Below are 22655 nucleotides of genomic sequence, written 5' to 3' on the forward strand. Positions count from 1 at the left end.
ATAAATGAAAGTATATCTATTAACCCATACACCTGAACCTGAGAAGGTTATAGCATATTCAGCTAATTTATGTTATTCTAAACAAAATATTGAAAAAACAATTAACAAATTTTATGATGTTAATAATATTAAAAGATTAGTTAATCTATTAAAAGAGAAAGGACATATGTCTCCTTTTGAACATGTGTCCTTTACTTTTGGTATTGAAGGTATTTCTAGAGTAACTTCTCATCAACTTGTAAGGCATAGGATTGCCTCATATTCACAACAATCTCAAAGATATGTATTATATGATGAAAATTTCTCATATACTGTTCCTGCTTCAATAAGAAAAAGTCCTTTTAACAAAAAATTTGAAGAATATATAGAAAATGGTAAATTGCTATATAATGAGATGGTTAATGCAGGAATTCCAAAAGAAGATGCTAGATTTGTTTTAACAAATGCAACTTCTACAAATATAATTGTAACTATGAATGCAAGATCTCTTTTTAATTTTTTTGAATTAAGATGTTGCTATCATGCTCAGTGGGAAATTAGACAGCTTGCATATAAAATGTTAAAATTGGTAAAAAAAGTTGCTCCTGATATTTTTGAAGATGCTGGCCCTACCTGTGTAAAAGGGTATTGTAGAGAAAAAGATAGTTCCTGTCCTTTATATTTCAGAGTTAGAGAAAAAAAATAATTTTTATTGTATTTTTATTATAATTTTAAAGTTAAAACTTCATTTAAATTAAATAGATTAAAAATTTATCTTTTTTATTGATTCTATTATGTTTTTGATGTTATCTAATTTAGATTTTAGAATAAATAATCATTTTGTTTGTAATCTATTTTTAACATTGTAAAAAATTATACCTTAAAAAATATAATAAATATAGTTATTAAATATTTATTATATTTTGTTATAAATTCTATGTGGAATTTTTTCAATTAATATTGTATAAAAAATTATAACTTATTTCTAAATTTGTACTTTTTGAGAAAATTTAAGTGTCAAGTTTAAAAAAAATTATTATATTAAATAATAAATTTTGTAATTATTACATTTAGAATTACTTATTTAAAGCTATTTATATTATATTTATTACATCTTTATGTAAATCTCTAATTATAAAAAAATAGCATAAAAATACTTTTTCAAATTTAAATAGTTGGCATAAAAATTGCATCATATATTATGAGAAAAAAGGAAAAGGGATTTTAAATGTTAAAAACAAAAAAAAGATGTTACACAAAAATTTTACCTGAAGAGCTTAATTTCGTAGTTGAAAAAGCTAAAAGCGATGATTATTTTTTTGATCTTTTATGTAATTATTTTGAGCCTATTATTAAAAAAATTGCTTATAAGTACATAAAAAGTTATAAAAATGTAGACGATTTAGTACAAGAAGGTAGGATTGGACTCTTTTATGCAGTTAAAAATTATGATATTACAAAAAGTTCAAACTTTAAAATTTATGCAATATACTGGATAAAACAGTCAATTCTTAGAAGTTTTGAAAAATACATTAATACAATTAAAATTCCTGTAAGAAAAACAAAAGAGATTAGAAATATAAAAAAAGATATTTCCAATAAAGCAAATGACAATGGAAATTCTGAAAGTATTATAAATACTGATTTATTAAAATATGATTATTCTTATGTTTCAATTGAGGGCGAGTATTGTTATAATCAACATGAAGAAAAATATTATGATAGGATTAAAAGTGATTATAAATTACCTGAAGAATTAATTGAAGAAAATGAAACAAAGAGTTTTTTAAAAAGATTATTGGAAAATTTAAATGAAACTGAAAGAGAAATAATATACTATAGATTTGGATTAGAAAATCGTCCAAGATTAACATTAAAAGAAATAGGGGAAATATTTAATTATTCTTCAGAAGCTATAAGAAAAATGGAAATCAGGATATTGAACAAATTGAAAACTAAAGTAAAAATTTATTCAAATTTACTTTAATTTAGATAGTTTAAAAACTGCTATCCCTCTATTAAATTGAGGAACTAAAATTAAACTATTTTTATGATCGAATGATATATCTGCAGGGTTTTTAAGCCCTTTTATTATTTTGATAATTTTATTAGTGTTTAAATTAATTATAAAAATATTTCCATTTGTGAAATCAGATATAATAATTGTATTTTTGTCAATATAATCAATCCCATCAAGATTACCAAATTTTTTATTAAATTTTAATTCGCTAACTATTTTGTTTTTAACTTTATAAATCTTACCTTTATTCCATGTAACGATATATAAAGCATTATCTAAATAACATAATCCATTTGGGGAAATAATATTTATATATTTTTCTATTTTATTGTCCGAAGATATTTTAAAAATAATATTTGAAGAAGTATCAGATATATAAAGGTTACCAGATATATCAAAAACGCAATCATTTAAAAATTTAGCACCATATTTTTTTAAATTAAAACTTTTAATAAATTTTCCAGTTGTTTTATCAAAATATTTAACTTGATCAATATCAGTAACTGCTAAAATATTTTTATAAATTGATATTCCCTTAGGAGCATTCAAAGAATAGTTATCTGTACTTTTGATAAAATATTTGTTTATTATTTTAAAATCTTTATCTAGCTTCATAATATATCCATTATTATCCTTAGAAGAAGGTTGTCCATTAATATTTGAAATAAAGTAAGAATTTTCAACTGGATCAAATTGAAAACTTTCAGGTGAATTAAAATCTTTTTCAGATTCATAAACTTTGATTACATCAAATGTTGATGATTGTGAATAAATTCTCAATTGAAAATAAATTGTAATGAAAAATATTAGTAAAAGATAAAAATAAATCTTTTTGTTTTTCTTAATCATATAATTATCCCTATTTAAATTTATTTTTTTTACTTTATTTTAAATTTTATTATACTTTTCAGTGAAGTTGTTTTAAAACTTAAGAGATAGCGTCTTTTTGTATTTATATGTAATATTTTAAAATAAAAATAAAACCTTTTCATTAGTTTTGAAACAGTTTTCTTATAGTAATTTAAGTGTTTGTTATAATAATGTATGCAATATATGAATAATATCATTTTAAAATTTATTTATTAAACATATTTGTTACATATAAATATCCTTACTAATATTATAAAACATATTGTATTATTTCAATAATAAAAACATGTTTTTACACACTTTTATTTATATCATGATTTAAATTTTTAATACATAATATTTTATAATATAAATATTAACTCTTTTAAAAATTTAAAAGTTGATTAAATTTAAAAAAAAGAAAAAAAGGTTGGTTAAAGGTTGAGTAATATTCAAGATATTATTACAGAAATTAAAACCAGGTTATTATTATCTGAAGTTATTTCTTCATATGTAAAATTAAAAAAAAGTGGCTCAAGATATAAAGGGTTATGTCCCTTTCACAATGAGAAAACCCCTTCTTTTTTTGTTGATGATCAAAAGGGTTTATATCATTGTTTTGGTTGTGGAGCTTCAGGAGATATGTTTACTTTTATTCAAAAAATCGAGAATGTTGATTTTTCTCAAGCATTGAAAAAGCTAGGTAAACTTGCTGGAGTAGAAGTTTCAAATATTAAATTTGATGGAAAATCATCTTCAGAAAAAGAACTTATTATAAAAATAAATAGAGAAATTTTAAATTTATTTAAAAAAACATTTGCTACAAACAAGGTAGCACAAAAATATCTTTTAAATAGAGGTCTGAAAAAAGAGATAATTGAATTTTTTGAATTGGGATTTTCTCAAGGATTAGATAAAAAGTTTGTTGATTATCTTATAAAAAAGTACAATGTTGATATTAATTTCCTTGTTAAAATATCTTTTATAAAAAAATACAATAATAATATTTACCCATTTTTTAAGAATAGAATTATTATTCCAATAAAAAATTTATGGGGTGAGATTGTTGGATATGGTGGTAGAGTTATATATGATAGAGATAATCCAAAATATCTAAATTCTGCTGAAAATTCTGTTTTCCAGAAAAAAAATATTCTGTTTAATCTAAATAATGTAAGAAAAATTAAGGATAACAAAGAACTTATAATTGTTGAAGGATATTTTGATGTTATTACTGCATATCAAAATAATATTAAAAATATTGTAGCACCTCTGGGTACTGCATTTGGTAGATCACATGCAAAAATAATTTCTAGAATGTTTGAACAGGTGTATTTTCTTTTTGATAATGATAGTGCAGGTTTTAATGCTACAATTAGATCAATTGAGACTTCTTTAGAATTCCCTTTTTTAATAAGAGTTATAAGATTACCAGAAGATGTAAAGGATATTGATGAATTTTTTAAAATTTATTCCTATGATGATTTTATGGAAGTAAAGGAGAAAAGTGAAGATGGTGTTGAGTTTTATTTGAAACATATTTTACAAATTGGAAAATCAAAAAGAAATTTAAATTTAATATACAAAAATCTCTTTTCTATTGTCAGATCATTAAATGACCCTATTAAAGAAGATTTAATTTTCAATACTGTTGAAAAAATAGATGATACATTTGACAGATTCAGATTAAGGGAAATATATAAAGATTATGTTATTAATAATAAAATAAAGATAGTTAAAGATAAGGAAAACAATAAAATAATAAAAAATGAAATAACAAAAAGAGGGGAAATTGATTTTTGTAATTTTCTTGTAAATAATCTTAATTTTATTGAATATGTAAAAGAATATATTAAACCAGAAGATTTTGAAGATCCATTTGCAAAAAAATTTTACAGGCAACTTCTTTTATATCCAAATTATAATTCTGATGATGTTTTTTTTCATTCCATTGATGAAGAAATTCAACAGGTTATTTTTACTAATCTTGAAAAAGAAGATTACAAAATTAATGTTAATAGGCAAATTGAAGATTATCTTTCTTATTTTAAATTAAAAAAATTGAAAAAAATAGCAAATGAACTTAATAAAAATATTGAAATTAAAAGTAAAAATGGAGATATACCAGTGGAATTGTTAGAAAAGAAAAAATTAATTTTAGAACAGATAAATAAATTAAAAAAATTTCGTTTAAAAAATCGATTTTAGGTATTGATTTCAAGTAAAAAATGAATTATATTAATTTTGATATGGGAAAAATCCTTTTAAATTTCGCTAATATTAAAAGATATTCTTTCGTGTTTAATAATGTTATGATTTATCAAAAAATGTTAAAATAGAGGTGATGGTGTTATATATATACATATAAAGTTATTGTTATTTTTTTAATGATAAGTAGAAATATTTTAATAATAAGTAGAAATAAATAAATTATTCTATAATAAAAAATTAAATATAGGAAGGGCTATGAGTGAATTTGATAGTTATCCAGAGATTAAAAAATTACTTAATCTCGGTCAAAAAACTCAGGAAGTTACGTATGATGAAATAAACAATAGTTTACCTGAGGACCTTCAATCCGCAAAATTGATTGATAATCTTTTTTCCTATTTTTCAAAAAATGGAATAGAGATTGTTGAAGAGAGAACAAAATTTGCAGATAAAGAATCTTCTATTTTAATTGATAATGAGTTAGAAGAAGGTTTTAACAATGAGTTTCTTGATGAAAAAGACTTTGAAGAAGCAAAAAAGAAAAAAGAAGCAACAAAAAAATATGTTGAAACAGATATTTCTTTATTACCTAATGATCCAATAAGACTTTATTTAAAAGAAATAGGAAAAGTCAATCTTCTTGATCCTGAAGAAGAAGTAAAATTAGCTAAACAGATAGAAGATGGTAAAGAGCAGGTTATTAAAGTTCTTTTAACAATGTATTACACTCTGAAATATTTTAAAGAAAATATAATTGATCAGGATAAAGATTTAGATATTTATGGCGCATTTGATATTGATATAACATTAAATGATGAAGAAGGACTTGCTCAAAAAAAGGAATTTGATATTAATTTCTATAATTTGAAAAAAATTTATCAGCAGAATTATAAAGCAATTACAAAATTAATAGAAAAAAAGATAACCAATCATGCATTACTATCAGAAGAAGAAAAGGAACTAGAAAAATTATTCTCAAAGTTTAGAAGACAATATAGAAAATTAAGAATATCAAAAAAGATATTGGGTCAAATTATTGAAAATTTTAAAGATTTATATTATTCATACACAACAGCAAAAAGAAAATCAAGAAAAAAAATAGAACAAAAATATAGCAAAATAGATTTTGAACCTTTTAAAAATAAAGTTGGTATAATAGTTGACCAAAAAGCAATCAAAGTTATCAGAGACCTTTATAAAATACCATTTGAAGAACAGCTTAGAATTAACAAAATAATTGAAGAAAACAATAAAGTTATTAATGATATTGAATTAAAAACTGGTGAGTTTATTAATGATTTTATTGTTAAATATGTTGAGATTGATGAAGGTCAGAGGAAGATTACTGATGCAAGAGAAAAGTTAGTTCAGGCAAATTTGCGACTTGTTGTTTCAATAGCTAAGAAATACACAAATAGAGGATTACACTTTTTTGATTTAATTCAGGAAGGCAATATAGGTTTGATTAAAGCAGTTGAGAAATTTGAATATAAAAAAGGTTATAAATTTTCAACCTATGCAACATGGTGGATAAGACAGGCAATAACAAGAGCTATTTCTGACCAGGCAAGAACTATCAGAGTTCCTGTTCATATGATTGAACAGATAAATAAGATGATAAAAGAAACAAAAAATCTTACTCAAAAATTAGGAAGAGAACCTACATTAGAAGAAATTGCTGAAAGTTTAGATGTTCCAGTACAAAAAATTAAATCTATAAAATCAATAGCAAAAGATCCAATTTCACTTGAAACGCCGATTGGTGAGGATGAGGATTCATTCCTTTCCGATTTTATCATGGATACAAAAGGGGATTCTCCACATACAAATCTAACTTTTACAATGTTAAAAGAAAAACTTTATGAAGCATTAGAAGATTTACCACCGAAAGAACGAGAGGTAATTGAACTTAGATTTGGATTAAGAGATGGAGCTTCTTTAACATTAGAAGAGGTAGGGTTCAGATTTGATGTAACAAGGGAAAGGATAAGACAAATTGAGGCAAAAGCATTAAGAAAATTATCTCATCCAAATCGATTGAAAAAAATTGATGAATTTAAAGATATTATATAAGATCAATATATTTGGAATATATTATAAATCATATACTTGATAATTGATTTAATAGTAATTAATAAAAAATATTGCATAAAAAATAAATATTTTTCTTTCAATTTTTTTATAAATAATTAAATTTGATTGGGGAAGAGAAATACCTATATATTTATAATAATTAATTTATTAGTTAAAATAGTAATTTTTGATAAGGAGAATAAATGAAAAAGATTTATGAAAAGTTGATTAAAGTTCAAGAGGTTATTAAAGATATAAAATTTTTACAGGATGAAATTGACAGTTTACCTAAAAAATATGAAGGTATAAAGAAAAATCTTAACAGGGCACAAAAAAATATAGAAAATTATCAAAATGAGATAAAAATTTTAGATGAAAAAATTGAAAATCTTGAAATTATGCTGCAAGAAGAAGAGAAAAAGAAAAAAATGTATGAAGAAAGTGAAGAGAACGATACAAAAGCAGCAGAAATGATTTATAACGATTTAACTGAAACCATTACAAAAATTGAAAAAAGAAAAAAAGAAATTGAAAAGAAAAAAGCTATTAAATTAGATTTTATAAATAAAATTAAATCTGAAGAGCATTTAATAGAGAATTTAGAAAAAGAGTTAAAAGAAGAAGAAGAATACATTAAAGAAAAAATGGAAGAAAAAATTAAAGCTTTAAAAGAAAAAGAAAAAGAAAAATTAAAAATTTATAAAGAGATACCTGAAGAGATTGTAGAAAAATTTGAAAGAATTATTCAAAATAAAGATATGAAAGGGATTGTTCCTTTATATGAAAATTATTGTTCTGGATGTAATATAATTTTACCACAAGCTTTTGTAAACAAAGTTAGAGCAATGAAAGAAATTGTATTTTGCCCATATTGTTCAAGAATATTGTATTATGAAGATAAACAGGGCGTTTTTTAAAATTTCTATATTATTTTCTTTAATCTTTAAATATAATTAAAAAATTAATTTAAATCTCTTAAAAATTCTATTATTTGTTAAAATAATAATTGGGTAGGAAAAGGGACGCAGAAATTGTTTATATTTCTGAGGAAAGTCCGAACTTCATAGGGGAAAGCAGAGGTTAATAACCTTGAAGCGAAAGCTTATGGAAAGTGCCATAGAAATATACCACTGAATCTTTTTGATTCAGTAAGGGTGGAAAAAGGGGGTAAGAACTCCTTATTTTTTAAAATTCAGGTAAACCCTGCTTGAAGCAAGCTTAAAAGTTAGCCTCACCCGGGTTTAAGCTTTAAAGAGCGCATTAGACAAATGTCCCTTTAAAACAGAATTCGGCTTATACCTACCCAATTTTTTTTAATTTAAGTTATGCAAAGAATCAAAAGGGTAAATTTCATTAATGTAAGCTGCTTTGTAATCAAAATCTTTTGATAACATTATAACAATAACATCATTTGAAAATTCTGATATAACCTGTCTACAAGCTCCACATGGGGGTAAAGGTGAAAGTGCATCAGGGGAATAAACAAATATATATTTAAAATTAAAATCTTGATTTTTAACAGCTTCAAAAACAGCAACCCTTTCAGCACATATTGTTAATCCAAACGATCTATTTTCAATGTTTACACCATAATATTCATTTTTTTCAGTTATTAAAATTGAAGCAACTCTAAAATGAGAATACTTTGAATAGGTTTTCTCAGATAATTTTATCAATTTTTCCTTATACTTTTCTATAATATTTTTTATTTCATGATTTGATAATTGTTTGTTCATGATTATCTCCTTAATAATATTTATTATATATAAATTTATTTTAAAAACATAAAATTTTTATAATAATCACATTTTAATTTTTAATACTTTCTTAGTATCCTTTTAATTTAAATTTTAGTTTTTCTAAATTTTTTAAAAGATTAAAGAAATTTATCTTGTTACTCTTTTTAATATTAGTTGTTATATCTTTAGTAAATAAAAAAGTTAATAAGTTAAGTTCTTCATTTGAAATAGAGTTGTTTTGGGAAATATCATTTATAATTTTATCTATTTTATTTGAAAATAAATTAAAATTCTTTTCAATATATTTATTATTAATTTTAATATATTTATATTTTGAATTTTTTTTATTATTAAGAGTTTTATTTTTGTTTAAATTTAAATTTGATATAAAAACATCATTATTTGAATTATTCCAATTAATGATTTTAATATTAGAATATTCATCAAGTTCAGTTTTATATAGAGAATATTTAGGTTTTGAGGTAATAAAAATTTTAGTTTCCCAGGTTAAGGGTGTGTTAAGAAAGGTAGAATTATTTAACCTGAAATTATAAAGTTGATAATATCTATGGTGAGACCTTCGATTGAGATTTTTATAATCTGAACCAATTATATATATTGTGTTTGATTTAAAATAACGATTGAGATAAGATATTAATGTATTAACACTTGAACCATGAAAAGTAGCATCAGGAATTTTTAAATCTTTATATATAATATCTTCAATTGGGGTATGCAAATTGATAAGATAATATGAGTTGTCCTTTTTCGATTTGATTATTGAATGGTAAAGAAGAAGTGATGTTAAAATGTTATATTTTTCTATTTTTGGAAAATTAAAATAATTAAAAAAACTGCCATCAAAAGAGAATAAAAAATCAGGTTCTAATTTATAGAGATTTAATAATGTTAATGTAGAAGGAATAGAAAAAATTAAAAATTTCTTTTTAATATTTTTTAAGTATTTTTTGTTTGTTTGTAAAAAAACTTCAGTGTTTGGAGAAGATGCAAATATTATAATATCCTTTTCTATAGAGGAAATTTTGTTGATTTTTAAAGAATTAATAAAGTTTAAATTATGTAATATATTGGTCTTCCATCTCTTAGAAAAGTGTATTATGCTATTTAAAGAACTAATTTTATATTGAATGAATTTAGTTATTTTTGATATTAAATATTTATCAATACCAAATTCAGATGTATTTATAATTTCAGAAATAACTTTAAAAGAGATAAAATGTGTTTCATAAAATGTAGTTCCTAAAAGTGATAGCAAATCTCTAGAATTAACAAAATTTATTGAAATCACTTTATTAAAATCATTATTTTTTTTTATTTTAAAATTCTGGGTTATATTTTTTAATTTTTGATTATTTTTATTATAAACAGTATCATCATTATCATAAAGTGCTATAATAGTTAAATTATATTCTATTTTTTTTAGATTGACTATCTTGAAAAAAAAATTAACCAGTTCAGGTTTAACCATAATTAAAAAAATATTTGAAATATTTTTTATTTTTTCTTCTATAATAAATTTTACAGTTAATCCTATTCCATTTGTTAGAATTATTATATTATTAAAAAAATTATCATTTTGAAATTTTTCTTTTAATATTCTATTGGAGTTGTTTATTGGGTATAGATATTTATTTTTGTAAAGTAAGTTAAATAGACATTTTTTTTGAGAGAAAACTAAACTATAATTATTATTGTTTTCTATGTTAGGAAAATTTTGAAAATTATTTATATCAAAATTTAGAAAGGATGAATTATTTTCTAAATTTGTACTAAAAATACTATTTGTGCTCATGTAATAAAAATGTTATAAGCAGAAATTAAATTGTCAATTATTTTTTATTTTTTATAAATTTTAATATAATTTAAAAATTTAAAATGATAATAAAATGATGCAAAAATAACGTAAAAAGGGGTTGTCTCAAAACTTGGGGACAACCTCTTTTTTTTTACAAATTATTTGCTATAATTGAATTATGAAAAAGAGAAGAACAAAAGTACATAATAAGGTAGTATTTAAAAGATATATACAGGATGAACCACTATTATTTCCAGAAAGATTAGAAGAATATATACCAGAAAATGATATAGTAAGAATAGTAAATGATTTAATAGAAAATATGGATTTAAATTTTCTTTACAGAAGCTATAAAGGAGGAGGTAGAAGTAGTTATCATCCGAAGATGCTTTTAAAGGTAATAGTTTATGCTTATACCCAGAAAATATATTCATCAAGGAAGATAGCCAAAGCATTAAGAGAGAATATATATTTCATGTGGTTAAGTGGGAAGAATTATCCAGATTTCAGGACAATAAACAAATTCAGGAAAGAGAAGTTAGGAAGACATTTGGAAGAAATATTCAGTATATTATTATCCTATTTATATGAAACAGGTTATGTAGATTTAAACAATTATTTTTTAGATGGGACAAAAATAGAAGCTAATGCGAATAAATATAGTTTTGTATGGTCAAAGAGCATAAAAAATTACAAAAAGAAGCTTAAAGAAAATGTAAAGAAATTATTAAAAGAGATAGATTATTTAAATGAAGAAGAAGATAGATATTATGAAGAAAAAGAGTCTGAAGAATCTAAAGGTAAAAAGGAAGTATTAGATTCAGAGAAACTAAAAAAGATAGCAAAAGAATTAGAAGAAGTATTGAAAGAAGGAGGAGAAGATAAAAAAGATAAAAAGAGCAAACAATTAAAAAAAAGTATTAAGAAGTTAAAACAGGATTATATACCAAGATTAGAAAGATATGAAGAGCAGGAAAAGAAATTTAAAGGACGTAATAGTTATTCTAAGACAGATGAAGAAGCTACATTTATGAGGATGAAAGAAGATGCAATGTTAAATGGTCAATTAAAAGCAGGCTATAATGTACAGATAGGCACACAAAACCAATTTATATTATGGTATAGTATCCATCAAGACAGATCAGATACAAACACATTAATTCCTCATTTAGAAAGTTTAATATTAAAGACAGGGAGAAAACCAACAAATTTAATAACTGATGCAGGATATGGTTCTACTTATAATTATTTATATTTAAAAAGGAGAGGAATAAATAATTATGTTAAATATTCAGGATATTTTAAAGAAAGTAAAAGAAGTTTTAAAAAGGATAAATTAAACAGACAGAATTGGAAATATGATGAGTCAAAAGATTGTTTTATATGTGCAAATGGGAAAGAATTAAAATATGTTTATACTGCAAGATCTACAAAAAGGAAGAAATTAGAATTATACAAAGTATATTCAACAAATGGATGTAAAGGCTGTATTTATCAGGATAGGTGTAGTAAAGGAAAACCTTACAAGAATATATGGGTAAATCCAGTATTTTTAAAATTAAAATCAGAAGTTAAATCGAATTTATCAACATTAATGGGACAGGAGTTATCATTTAGAAGGAAGATAGAAGTTGAGACCGTATTTGGAGATATTAAACACAATATGGGATTCAGGAGATTTATGTTAAGAGGAATAAATAATGTAAAAATAGAATGGGGATTAATAAGTATAGCACATAATATTAGAAAATTGTTTAAATTTAATAAAGGAAAAGTTTTACCTTATTTTTTATATTTATTAAATAATTCTTTTAAAAATTCTTTTATTTTTTCCTTTAATTTATAAATTTTTATATTTTTATTTTTTTTAAAAAAAAGGACTGCCTTAAGATCTAAGACAGCCCCTTAAATTAAGGTCAATTATAATAAATATTAATTTAACTTTGATTTTATCAGAATAAACTAAATTAATTTAATGCGAAATCTTTAATATATTGTTCAATTGTTCTTTTTGGTAAAGCACCAACAATTCGTTTAATCTCATTACCATTTTTAAAAATCATCAAAGTAGGGATAGAAACAACTTCCAATTTCATAGCAAGGTCAGGATTTTCATCTGTATTAAGTTTACATACTTTTAGTTTACCTTCATATTCTTTAGCTATTTCTTCAACATGTGGTTCTATCATTCTACAAGGAGCACACCATGGAGCCCAAAAGTCTACCAATACAGGTAAATCTGATTGTAAAACTTCTTTTTCAAAATTATCTTTTCCAACCTTAATCAAAACTCACTCCTCAAATTCAATTTTTTTCTTAATAAAAATCATTTCCATTTTTTAGAATAATTTTATAAAAATAATTTAATAAAATTTTAAGAGTTCATCAAGTTTTTTATTTTTGTAATTAAATCAATTAGTTCTTGCTTTTTCTTATCATTAGCAAATTTCATATAATCATTGATTATACTAAGAGCTTCTTTATATTTTTTTGCTTTTATTAAAAGTTCAATATAAAGGTCATAAGCTTCTGGATTATTACCAAGATAATCTATACTTTTTTTCGAATATTCAAGTGCATTGTTTAAATCATCTAACAAAGAATATATTTTCGCAGCTTTTAGATAGAACAATCCTTTTCCAATTTTTAAACTTCCAGATGTTGTTGTTATAGTTTTTTTTATATTGGTATTCCCTTTAGCAATAATCTGCTCTATTTTATTTTTGTCAGAGTAGTCTTTTAGTTTTAATATAGTTGTTAATGCACCATAATAAGTTTCAGCAAAAGGGGAGGAATACCCTATTGCAGTATTATAATAATTTAATGCAGTAGTTGGGTTAGAATCATATATCATTGAACCAATTAAAGTTAAAATTTTAGCAGTGTTTTCTGATCTTGTTTTAACATCTTTTATTTTTTTTGCTTCAGTCAAAGCTAATTTAAAATTTTGTAAAGATTCTGTTGTTTGTTTTGTTTCTTTATATGCAACTGCTAAATTGTAATAATTTGTATAGTTTTTTCTTCCTAAGTCAATTGCTTTTTTTAAAGTATTTATTGCTTTATCATACTCTTTTAAATCATTTACGTAAAGTGATCCAAGCTCTTCATAAGGTAAGTAATATTGAGGATTTTGTTCTATAGCTTTTAAAAATTTATCTTCTGCATCTTTATATTGCCCAACTGACTCTAAAAATTTACCAAAATTATAGTAAATTTTATATGAATAAGTTGGATCAAACATATCTGGTATATTTATGCCTCTATTAAACATATCCTTAGCTAAATTATTACTTCCAGTTTTCCAATATGAGAGTGCAAGTAACATAAATTCATCTTTATAAAGTGGTTCAAAAGTTATACTTTTTCCTAGAATATTTATTACAGTATTATACTTTTTCTTTATATAATATCCTTTAGCTAGCATATAAATATTTTCTTTATCGTTATCATTTTTTTCATAAGCTTTCTGTAAATAAGGAATGGAATTTGTATAATCTTTTTGTTCAAATAACCATTTTCCCTTATATTTGTTTGCCCAATAATTTTGAGGATTTATAGTATATAATCTATCAATTTCAGGTTTAGCTTCATCTTCTTTTCCCTGTTTTATTAAACTTAAAGCAATTCCCTGTTGAGCCTTTTCATTAAACTTATCTATTTCAGCTGCTTTTTTATAATAATCTAAGGATTTATCAAATTGGTTTTTCTTAAAAAAAGAATCAGCAATAGCCAGATATGACTCTATATCATCTTTTTTATATTTTATTGCTTTTTCACCATTATCAATTGCTTTATCAAGGTTAGAAGGGTCATCATCTGAAATTTTAAGATAAGATTTTGAAAGCATTTGATAAGCTTTGTAATGATTATTTTTATATTTTAAAGCTTCTTTAAAATATTCAATTGCTTTATAGAAGTTTTGTTTTTTATATTCTAATTCTCCTTCTTTAACAAGTTTATCGTAGGTTTGTTGATTTTTATCTATTTTAACTTCTTCTTTTTTCTCTTCTTTTTTTACCTCTTCTTTAACTTCATTTTGATTCTTAGTATTTGTTTTATCTTTTTTTGTTTCAGGTTTTACAATAGTTTCATTAGATCCCTTTTTTTTATCATTTTCATTAACTTTATTTAAAAGTTCAGGGTTTTTCTCTAACTCAGTAATTTTTTTTAATAGTTTAAAAGCTTCTTTATTATCAGGATCTTTAAGTAAAATTTTTTCAATTATTTTTTTTGCAGATTTTAAGTCTCCTGCTTCAATATATAAGTTTGCAACTTTAATTTGTTTTTCAATACTGGGTGATAAAGACTTAACTACTAAAAATCCACCTATACCAAGTAAAGAAAAGATTGTAAAAGCAATAACTAAAGTGATTAAAGTTTTATTATTTTTTATTTTCATTAATTTACTCCTGATTAATATGAATAAGTATATTAAATATCTTCCTCATTTTCAGTTTCTTCTCCAGCAGGTTGTTCAATATCAGCAGATCCAGCTTGTTCAAGTATATCATCAAGTAAAGAATTAACATTATTTTGATCTTCCTGATTTTGATTATCATTATTTGATGATTGTTCCTGATCTTTATTATTTGAAGAATTGTTTGAAGCTATTTGTTTTTCAGGAAATGTAAAATCATCTTTTTGCATTGCTGAAATTAAAGCTAAAACTTTATTTTTTTTCTCTTCATTTTTTGAATATTGAACATATTTTTGAAAATTTAATATTGAATTGTTTTTGTCTTTTAAATCAAAATATACTATGCCAAGATTTAAATATGCACTTGCAAAAGAATTATCTAAAGAAATCGATTTATTATAATATTCAATTGCTTTATCAAATTGTTCTAAAGCATGATAACATGCAGCAATATTGTAATAAAAATTTTTTTCATCCTTTTTAAATTTGAGGCCATCTAAATAAGTTTCTATTGCTTTTTCATATTCTTTTTCAATAAAATAAATATTTCCAAGATAATAATAGATTTTGTAATTTGTTGAATCAGATGTTAAAGCTTTTAAGAAAAAGGTTTTTGCAATTTCGAAATTTTTATCAAAATAAAATTGTTCACCAAGTTTAAAATAATTATCTTCTTTAGCTAAGAGAGTTTTAGCTTTAAATACAAACAATAGAAAAGATATTATCAATAAAAACAAAATTAAATATTTTTTTTCTTTTTTCATTATTATTGACTTCGTATTATTATTGATTTAGTTAAGAAGTATTTTTATAATTATTTTTAATAATATACCAGGTTTAACAAAAAATTAATATATTGATTAATTTATATATTTAATTAAAACATTAAAAATAATTAACAACTTAAAATAATTGTATCTGTTTTTTTATTTTAAGAAAATGTTTTCATTCTTGTTTGATTTTTATTAATTGCATTTTCATAAATAGCAAAATTCCAATTAATATAATTATCACCAATATGTTAAAAATTACAAAAATCCACTTTGAAATAGTTACTATATTTAAAATTTTAACCAATGTATTTAAATGTTTGGGAAAATTATAAAGAATAACTATTATCAATATATTTTCTATTATGTCAAATATTCCAGGTAAAAAAGCTATATAAGCAATATAATTATATAAAAATTTATTTTTAAAATTTTTCTTAGTATAATTAAGTATAATTAAATTATAAGTATAATATAAAAATGAAGTGTAAGCTAATAAATAAAAAAAATCTACCAATAAGATTAAGTAATAGTTATGAATTCCTTTTCTTCCAATATGTTCAATAAATGAGTATGCATATTTTACTGAATAGCCAAATTTAGCATCCAATCCACCATAAATTTTATAAACTTTTGAAAGATACGAAATTAATACAAATAGAATAAAAAAAACAATACTTGATAATAAAAATTTCTTTTTTACAATTAATTTATTTTTTTTCATTTGAAATCTTCTTTATTTTTATTCTTATAAAAATTTTATTAAAAATATTTATAATTTCAATTATAATTTTTAATATAATCTAATAAAAACATTACTAAAAAAAGAATCAAAAATTAATTTTATCCTTTTACCATCCCGACAGTTAATAGCATCTAAAAATATTTAACGTTTAACAATATGTGTTATCAATAAAGATTAATAAGTATATAAAGGAATAATTTGCATTGATGACTATAGAGATTATAAGGGTAAAAAACAATTTATTAAATATTAATTATAAAAAGATTAAAATAAATTAAAAGAATAGATAAATAAAAGTTAAATAAAACATAAAAAAGATAAAAATAAAAAATATAAAAAATAACTTGACATATTTTTAACATTTATTAAAAATTTTCAAAATCATTTTTAAGTAAATTAAATAATTAATTAAAATTAAAATAGTAGAGTATTGGATACAAATATGTATTTTAAGGTAAAAAAAAGTATTATTAAAAAAATTTTATTTATTTTATTAATTGATTTTTTATTATATTTTTCATCATCATTTCTTTTTTCACAAAATAATAAAAAATTATGCAAAGGATTAATTGATTTTAGCTTGAATCTTGTTAACTATAATAATCAATTACTTAAAATAATTTTAAAAGAAGAAAAAAGATACAAATTAAATTTTTCCGTGGCTGTTGCAGTTAATAATAAAATTGAAATTGTTATATTAAATTAAAATAATTAAGTTAATAAAATATATCCTAATTAAAATTTCTCGACTGGATTACAGTTGCCAAAGGCTAAAGAGAAAAATAAAATATTTTAGATTAATAATATAAAAGATTAAATTTAATTATTACATAACTGTACTAAGGAGAGAAATTTTAATTAGGATATAATCTTAATAATTTTAATTTTATTATTAACAAAAAAAGAAGTTAAAACACATACCTGCAGGGTAATATAAAGATAATATTATTTGTGAAAAATATCAATTTCTAAAGAGATAAAATGGAGGAGAATGATGAGAAAAATTACATATATACTTGTAGCATTAATTTTGTTAATTTCTTTAACTACAATAAACATATTTGCGGAAGAAGTTAATAAAGCTTCAATTGGACAAAAGATATTTTCTCAAGCTATAGAAAATAATGAAATTACAATAAACAATAATGAAGATGATAGTTTCAAAGAACTTGATGCAATTATTGGAGATAATGAAATAAATGAGGAAGAGATGAGTAAGGTTGTGGGGGATGCTCATAATTTATATTCTGGCGGTGTAACATATCAAGGAGAACCCTATGATATTGAAAATCCAAAACATAGTTGCAGGTATGAATTTCATTGTAAAGCTTCAGCTGGATATCCTTCATATAAAGGTATTTATATAAAAGAAGAAATTAAAAAAGCTGGTAATACAGTATATAGTGTTCAATATGCATATAATTCTGTAAATGGAAATTTAATAGCAACATTGGTTACAACAAAAGTCTCAATTGCTGCAGCATTTGCTGATATGGTTACAAGTCATATAAATACTAATGAAGATTTTTTACCAAGATGGTAAGTCATTTATAATTTTGTTATATATAGGGGGAAATATTCCCTCTATATATAACTATAATAATTAAATGAAATAAGATATTTGAGAGGTGTTTATGAAGAATATATTATTTAAAAAATTTATTTTAATTTATATAATAACAATAATTTCATTTCTTTCCTTTCAATCCGGGAAATGTAATAATTCCATAGATTTAAAAGATCATCTATTTTTTGAAAAAAATCTTTTTTTATTCTCACTTTTAACATATTTCTATTATAATGAAAATGAATTAATAAAGCAAACAAAACATTTATATTATAAAAACAAAATAATAGATTTTTTTGAATATATAAATAAAAAATATAAATTTGAAATTGAGCAAATAAACAAACTTTATTATGGTAAAAACTTTAACATTTTAATTAAACACAAGGGAAATTTAGATTTAAAAAATAATAGAATAATTTCTACATATTATAATTTACATCGTTTAAATTTAGAAGAGAGTACAAATTCTTCAAATTTACCAATATATAACTATTTTAATATTATAAGAAAAGATAAAAAATATATAAAATTAATTAATTTTATTCAAAAAGATGCAAATAATTTTTTTATAAAAGGATTAAATGATTTAAATACTTTTTTAAAAAAAAGATATAATACGACAATAAATATTAATAATACAAAAATTTATTATTCAATCTTTTATAATTTTTATAGTAATGTATTTTTATTTACACCAATTTCATTTACGGTTCATGAATATAAATATTCAACAATAACACTTTCCAATATATATGATTATTCCTTTGTTATTGAACTTATGCATATTTTATATAATGAAAAATTTTATAAAAATGATGGAGATAAATATTTAGAAAAATATGACAGTAAAGATATATTAAAAAAACTTTTTAATTTTGAATTTAAAGAAATCAAAGTTACAAATACTTTTGATGATATTTTTTCAACAGTATCAGATTATTCTATTTTTTATGAAACAAATAAATTTTATGATGAATTATTTGGAAATCTATTTTTCTTTTATTATTTAAAACAAACAGGTAAAATTCAAGATTACTTTTATAGAAAAGGGGATGTATTATCAATATTATATTTTAATTTATTAAGATTTAGATCATTTGGATATTATTGTTATAATTTTTTTCCAGAATATAGGGGTAAAAATGTAATAAAGGATTTTATTAAATATGTTTATAATTTAAAACTACAGGATATAAAAGAAGCATACAAAAACATTAACACTCCAATAAATTCAATTATTAATAATATATCAAATTGTTATTTTGTTAATCTTTTCAAAGATAAAGAAATGAATCCCATTACAAAATCTATTATAAATAACTATCTAAAAAAAACAAAATATAGTAATATAAAAATACTTAATAGGTTTGATAGAATAACATATGGAATAAATATAACTAAATTAGAAAAAGGAGTATATAAAATAAATCCAAAATTAATAGTATTGTGTTCATTAAATTATCCTGAATTTAAGGATATATCAACACTAACTTTTTTATCAAAATATAAATCAAGAGAATATTTTGTTAAATTAAGAGATATGTATCTAACAAAAGAATTTGATAAGCTTGATTATGTAATTTTATCATATCTTGATTCAATGATATTTATATATTTTAGGAATATAGAGCAACTACCAAAGATTTTAAATAAACTAAGAGATATTAATTATGATCATTATTTTAAATATAAGTAAAGTAGTTTAAAGAGGTTTATTTCTGAGTATTAAATATAAAAAAATAGCTTACTATTGTTTTTAATATTTTTATTATTCTTTTTAAGTTTTAATAAGATTGTAAAAACAGAAGAATTTAACAGAGTTAAAAGAAAGGAGTTTAGTTTATCTTTATTAACAGGAACTAACTTTAATGTTTATCAATATTCTTATTCTACATATTATTATTTTACTCCATATATTTATCTTATGTTTCAACTAAAAAAAGATTTTGAGTTTAATTTATATTTACCATTTGATGTTAATTTTGAAAAAATATATAAAGTTGAAACTTATTATGATGAAAATTTTAATGAATTCACAAGGCAATATTTTGTTTTCAATTATTATGGTGGATTATCAAGTCCATCAATTGGAATACAATATACATTTTACACAAACACAATAAATGATATTTATTTCAATTTATCTATTCCATCAGGATATTTTCCAATGTTTTATTATAGAAATAATTTGGATAATTCAATAAGTAATGGTTATTTTAATATATCATCGGGTATAAATTCAAGCAAAATAACAGACCCAATAATTTTAAATTATGGAGCAGGATTAAATTTAAGCTTTAAACCCTGTTCATTGTATAAAGAAGGAAATGATTTTTATTATAGTTTAATCTTTAATGGTAATATCGGTTACACAGAAGTATTAAACTATATTTTAAGTTATTTTATTCATTTAAAGTTTAATTTCATATTACCAGAATACAAAGAATTATTTAAAGTAAAAGATAAAGAGGTTTATATATTTAAGATAATATTAAAAGCAGGATTTAGCATAAAGTTAAGTGAAGATAACAGCATAACTTTAAGTATAAGTAACAGTTTAACTGAAGGTGTATTAAATCCATATTTTGATATTTATTTTAGTTTAAAGTTAAAGTGAATTAACTTTGCATATTTTGATTCAATTTCAAAATGAATGGATAAAAAAATCTTTAAAAAAATAATTTATCCAAAAACTAAAAAAATAAGTACAGGGGGAAAAAATGAAGTTATAAAAAATATTAATATAATCTAATAAAAACATTACTAAAAAGAGAATATGGTTATAAAGATAATGATTATCTTAAATTAAAAATATTACAAATTGCAGGGGATTTAGAATAATTATCAATACAATATGAAAGATGAACCAAAAAATATAAAAAATACTGGCTCAACATCTATTTACCTTTTAAATAAAATTGAAGTCTTTACAAATAAAAAAAAAATATTATTTTTATCTTGTTATGAGTATAAACTTTGCAATAATGATAGGTTTAATAGCAGGTATAATTACTATTTCAACTTTCTTTATAATTAAAATCTTTTTTAATCCTATTAAATTATCTAAAATAAAAACTCTTATTGATGGGAAAAGGTTTTCTGAGGCTATATCTTTGTTAAAAAAATATATTGAAAAAAGACCGGATGATCCTGTAGCGCATTATTATCTTGGGTTAGCATATTTTTATCTGAAAAACTATAATTTAGCAAAAAGTGAATTTAATCAACTTTTTAAATTTAATTTAATAAATTATGATATAGATGAAACTGAAGTCAGGTATAAATTGGCTGAAATTTATTTAAACAACAAGCAAACTGATGAAGCATTAAAAGAATTATTGTTAATTTATCAAAAGAAACCTGATGATATAGATACCTGTTTAAGAATTGCAGATCTTTTTAAACTAAAGGGAAAATGGGATCATGCACTTGGATTTTATCAAAAAGCACTAAAAATTAAAAATACTAATTTAAATGCTATATATTCAATTGGTGAAATTTTATATAACAAAAAACAATTTGCTACAGCAAAAAAATATTTACAAGCTGCCTGTAAAATCGCTCCAAATTCACCTGAAGCTAATTATTTTTATGGTCTTACATTGAAAGAATTGGGTGATTTAAGATCAGCAACTATTTATCTATCAAAAGCAACTGAACATCCAAAATTAGGGTTAAATGCTAATTTTAATTTAGGATTGATATATTATAAATTAAAAAGTTTTGAAAACGCTATTAAATATCTTAAAAATGCATATGCTCTTGTACCTGATAAAAAATCTAAATCAGCATTGAATATTTTATATCTTTTAGCTGATGCTTATCAAAATTTTAATAAAATTGAAGAAGCTATAGATATCTGGGAAAAAATATATGCTGTAAATAAAAGTTTTAAAGATGTGGTTATAAAATTATCAAATTACCAATATCTTAAAAATGATGATCGTATCAAAGAGTTTATTATAGCTAAAAATGAAGATTTTATGGAGATTTGTAAAAATTTAATTCACCATTTTGGAGCAAAAATTATCAAAATTGAATTTAAAGATGATGGTAAATATATTGAAGCAAATGCAATAGGTTCACCTTCGGGATGGAAAAATATGGATAAATTACCTCTACTTTATATAATTTATAGAGATTTAAATAATCCTATTAATTCCCGTTTAGTTGAAGATGCTCTTTTAAAAATGAGATATGCAAAAGCAGCAAAAACATTTATTATTGCTCCTACCATTGCTTTACCTGAAGTTGAAAATCTTGCTTTGTCAAGACCAGTTGAGATTATTGATAGGGCAAAATTAAGTAATTTATTAAAAGAAATTATGTAAAAAAACTTTATACAATAACTTCTTATAATAAATTTTAAATCAAAAAATTGTAATATAAAAATTATATAAAAAAATATTCTAGAAATATTATTAAAAATTTCATATTATAAATATTTAATTAAATCTTTTTTTATA

At 21.7% G+C, this 22655-nt stretch carries 18 protein-coding genes and 1 other RNA gene; 12 read left to right on the forward strand and 7 right to left on the reverse strand.

What is annotated here, in order from left to right:
* Positions 1 to 4 precede the first annotated feature (4 nt).
* Together thyX and ACZ5EC_RS01185 are read left to right on the forward strand one after the other, a co-directional pair.
* Positions 5 to 685: an FAD-dependent thymidylate synthase gene (gene thyX / locus ACZ5EC_RS01180; protein WP_464303139.1), complete on the forward strand. Its 681-nt coding sequence runs from the start codon at positions 5 to 7 to the stop codon at positions 683 to 685.
* Positions 686 to 1207: 522 nt separating this feature from the next.
* A complete protein-coding gene (locus tag ACZ5EC_RS01185; RefSeq protein WP_464303140.1) occupies positions 1208 to 1966 on the forward strand; it encodes a sigma-70 family RNA polymerase sigma factor in 759 nt (252 codons plus the stop codon).
* Here the strand turns inward: ACZ5EC_RS01185 and ACZ5EC_RS01190 are convergent.
* On the reverse strand, positions 1958 to 2848 hold the full coding sequence (locus ACZ5EC_RS01190; RefSeq protein ID WP_464303141.1) for an NHL repeat-containing protein: 891 nt from the start codon (positions 2846 to 2848) through the stop codon (positions 1958 to 1960). The two genes, ACZ5EC_RS01185 and ACZ5EC_RS01190, sit on opposite strands and share 9 nt — an antisense overlap.
* Positions 2849 to 3289: 441 nt before the next feature.
* On the opposite strand from ACZ5EC_RS01190, the gene dnaG reads away from it, so the two are divergent.
* The 4 genes from dnaG (at position 3290) to rnpB (ending at position 8443) form a co-directional block, all read left to right on the forward strand.
* Entirely contained in the window at positions 3290 to 5056 is a 1767-nt protein-coding gene (dnaG, locus tag ACZ5EC_RS01195; protein ID WP_464303142.1) for a DNA primase, read from the forward strand.
* 258 nt (positions 5057 to 5314) lie between these two features.
* Positions 5315 to 7132: an RNA polymerase sigma factor RpoD gene (gene rpoD, locus ACZ5EC_RS01200; protein ID WP_464303143.1), complete on the forward strand. Its 1818-nt coding sequence runs from the start codon at positions 5315 to 5317 to the stop codon at positions 7130 to 7132.
* A 203-nt stretch (positions 7133 to 7335) separates the two neighbouring features.
* The gene (locus ACZ5EC_RS01205) at positions 7336 to 8049 is read left to right on the forward strand and encodes a zinc ribbon domain-containing protein (RefSeq protein ID WP_464303144.1); all 714 of its coding nucleotides are present in this window, start codon (positions 7336 to 7338) and stop codon (positions 8047 to 8049) included.
* 89 nt (positions 8050 to 8138) lie between these two features.
* Positions 8139 to 8443, forward strand: an RNA gene (gene rnpB / locus ACZ5EC_RS01210) — RNase P RNA component class A.
* A 2-nt stretch (positions 8444 to 8445) separates the two neighbouring features.
* Here rnpB and ACZ5EC_RS01215 read toward each other — a convergent pair.
* Positions 8446 to 8868, reverse strand: a complete 423-nt coding sequence (locus tag ACZ5EC_RS01215; RefSeq protein WP_464303145.1) for a cytidine deaminase — start codon at positions 8866 to 8868, stop codon at positions 8446 to 8448.
* Between the two features lie 91 nt (positions 8869 to 8959).
* The gene (locus tag ACZ5EC_RS01220; RefSeq protein ID WP_464303146.1) at positions 8960 to 10684 is read right to left on the reverse strand and encodes a 6-hydroxymethylpterin diphosphokinase MptE-like protein; all 1725 of its coding nucleotides are present in this window, start codon (positions 10682 to 10684) and stop codon (positions 8960 to 8962) included.
* A gap of 181 nt (positions 10685 to 10865) precedes the next feature.
* Here ACZ5EC_RS01220 and ACZ5EC_RS01225 point away from each other — a divergent pair, with 181 nt between their 5' ends.
* Positions 10866 to 12533 carry an IS1182 family transposase gene (locus ACZ5EC_RS01225; protein ID WP_464302809.1) on the forward strand — a complete coding sequence of 556 codons (1668 nt, stop codon included), beginning with the start codon at positions 10866 to 10868 and terminating at the stop codon, positions 12531 to 12533.
* Positions 12534 to 12654: 121 nt separating this feature from the next.
* Here ACZ5EC_RS01225 and trxA read toward each other — a convergent pair whose 3' ends face one another.
* From trxA to ACZ5EC_RS01245, 4 genes are all read right to left on the reverse strand, one after another.
* Positions 12655 to 12975 (reverse strand): thioredoxin, encoded by a 321-nt coding sequence (gene trxA / locus ACZ5EC_RS01230; protein ID WP_464303147.1) that lies wholly within the window; start codon positions 12973 to 12975, stop codon positions 12655 to 12657.
* 86 nt (positions 12976 to 13061) lie between these two features.
* Positions 13062 to 15086 carry a tetratricopeptide repeat protein gene (locus tag ACZ5EC_RS01235; protein WP_464303148.1) on the reverse strand — a complete coding sequence of 675 codons (2025 nt, stop codon included), beginning with the start codon at positions 15084 to 15086 and terminating at the stop codon, positions 13062 to 13064.
* A gap of 32 nt (positions 15087 to 15118) precedes the next feature.
* Complete coding sequence (locus tag ACZ5EC_RS01240) at positions 15119 to 15868, reverse strand: tetratricopeptide repeat protein (protein WP_464303149.1); 750 nt, start codon at positions 15866 to 15868, stop codon at positions 15119 to 15121.
* A 181-nt stretch (positions 15869 to 16049) separates the two neighbouring features.
* A complete protein-coding gene (locus ACZ5EC_RS01245) occupies positions 16050 to 16598 on the reverse strand; it encodes a hypothetical protein (RefSeq protein ID WP_464303150.1) in 549 nt (182 codons plus the stop codon).
* Positions 16599 to 17061: 463 nt separating this feature from the next.
* Between ACZ5EC_RS01245 and ACZ5EC_RS01250 the strand changes: the two genes are divergently transcribed.
* The 5 genes from ACZ5EC_RS01250 (at position 17062) to ACZ5EC_RS01270 (ending at position 22520) form a co-directional block, all read left to right on the forward strand.
* Positions 17062 to 17325 (forward strand): hypothetical protein, encoded by a 264-nt coding sequence (locus tag ACZ5EC_RS01250; protein WP_464303151.1) that lies wholly within the window; start codon positions 17062 to 17064, stop codon positions 17323 to 17325.
* Between the two features lie 288 nt (positions 17326 to 17613).
* Positions 17614 to 18162 carry a hypothetical protein gene (locus ACZ5EC_RS01255; RefSeq protein ID WP_464303152.1) on the forward strand — a complete coding sequence of 183 codons (549 nt, stop codon included), beginning with the start codon at positions 17614 to 17616 and terminating at the stop codon, positions 18160 to 18162.
* 91 nt (positions 18163 to 18253) lie between these two features.
* On the forward strand, positions 18254 to 19885 hold the full coding sequence (locus ACZ5EC_RS01260; protein WP_464303153.1) for a hypothetical protein: 1632 nt from the start codon (positions 18254 to 18256) through the stop codon (positions 19883 to 19885).
* A 54-nt stretch (positions 19886 to 19939) separates the two neighbouring features.
* A complete protein-coding gene (locus tag ACZ5EC_RS01265; RefSeq protein WP_464303154.1) occupies positions 19940 to 20806 on the forward strand; it encodes a hypothetical protein in 867 nt (288 codons plus the stop codon).
* Between the two features lie 346 nt (positions 20807 to 21152).
* Positions 21153 to 22520: a tetratricopeptide repeat protein gene (locus ACZ5EC_RS01270; protein ID WP_464303155.1), complete on the forward strand. Its 1368-nt coding sequence runs from the start codon at positions 21153 to 21155 to the stop codon at positions 22518 to 22520.
* Positions 22521 to 22655 lie beyond the last annotated feature (135 nt).

The sequence above is a fragment of the Exilispira thermophila genome (assembly GCF_055389015.1).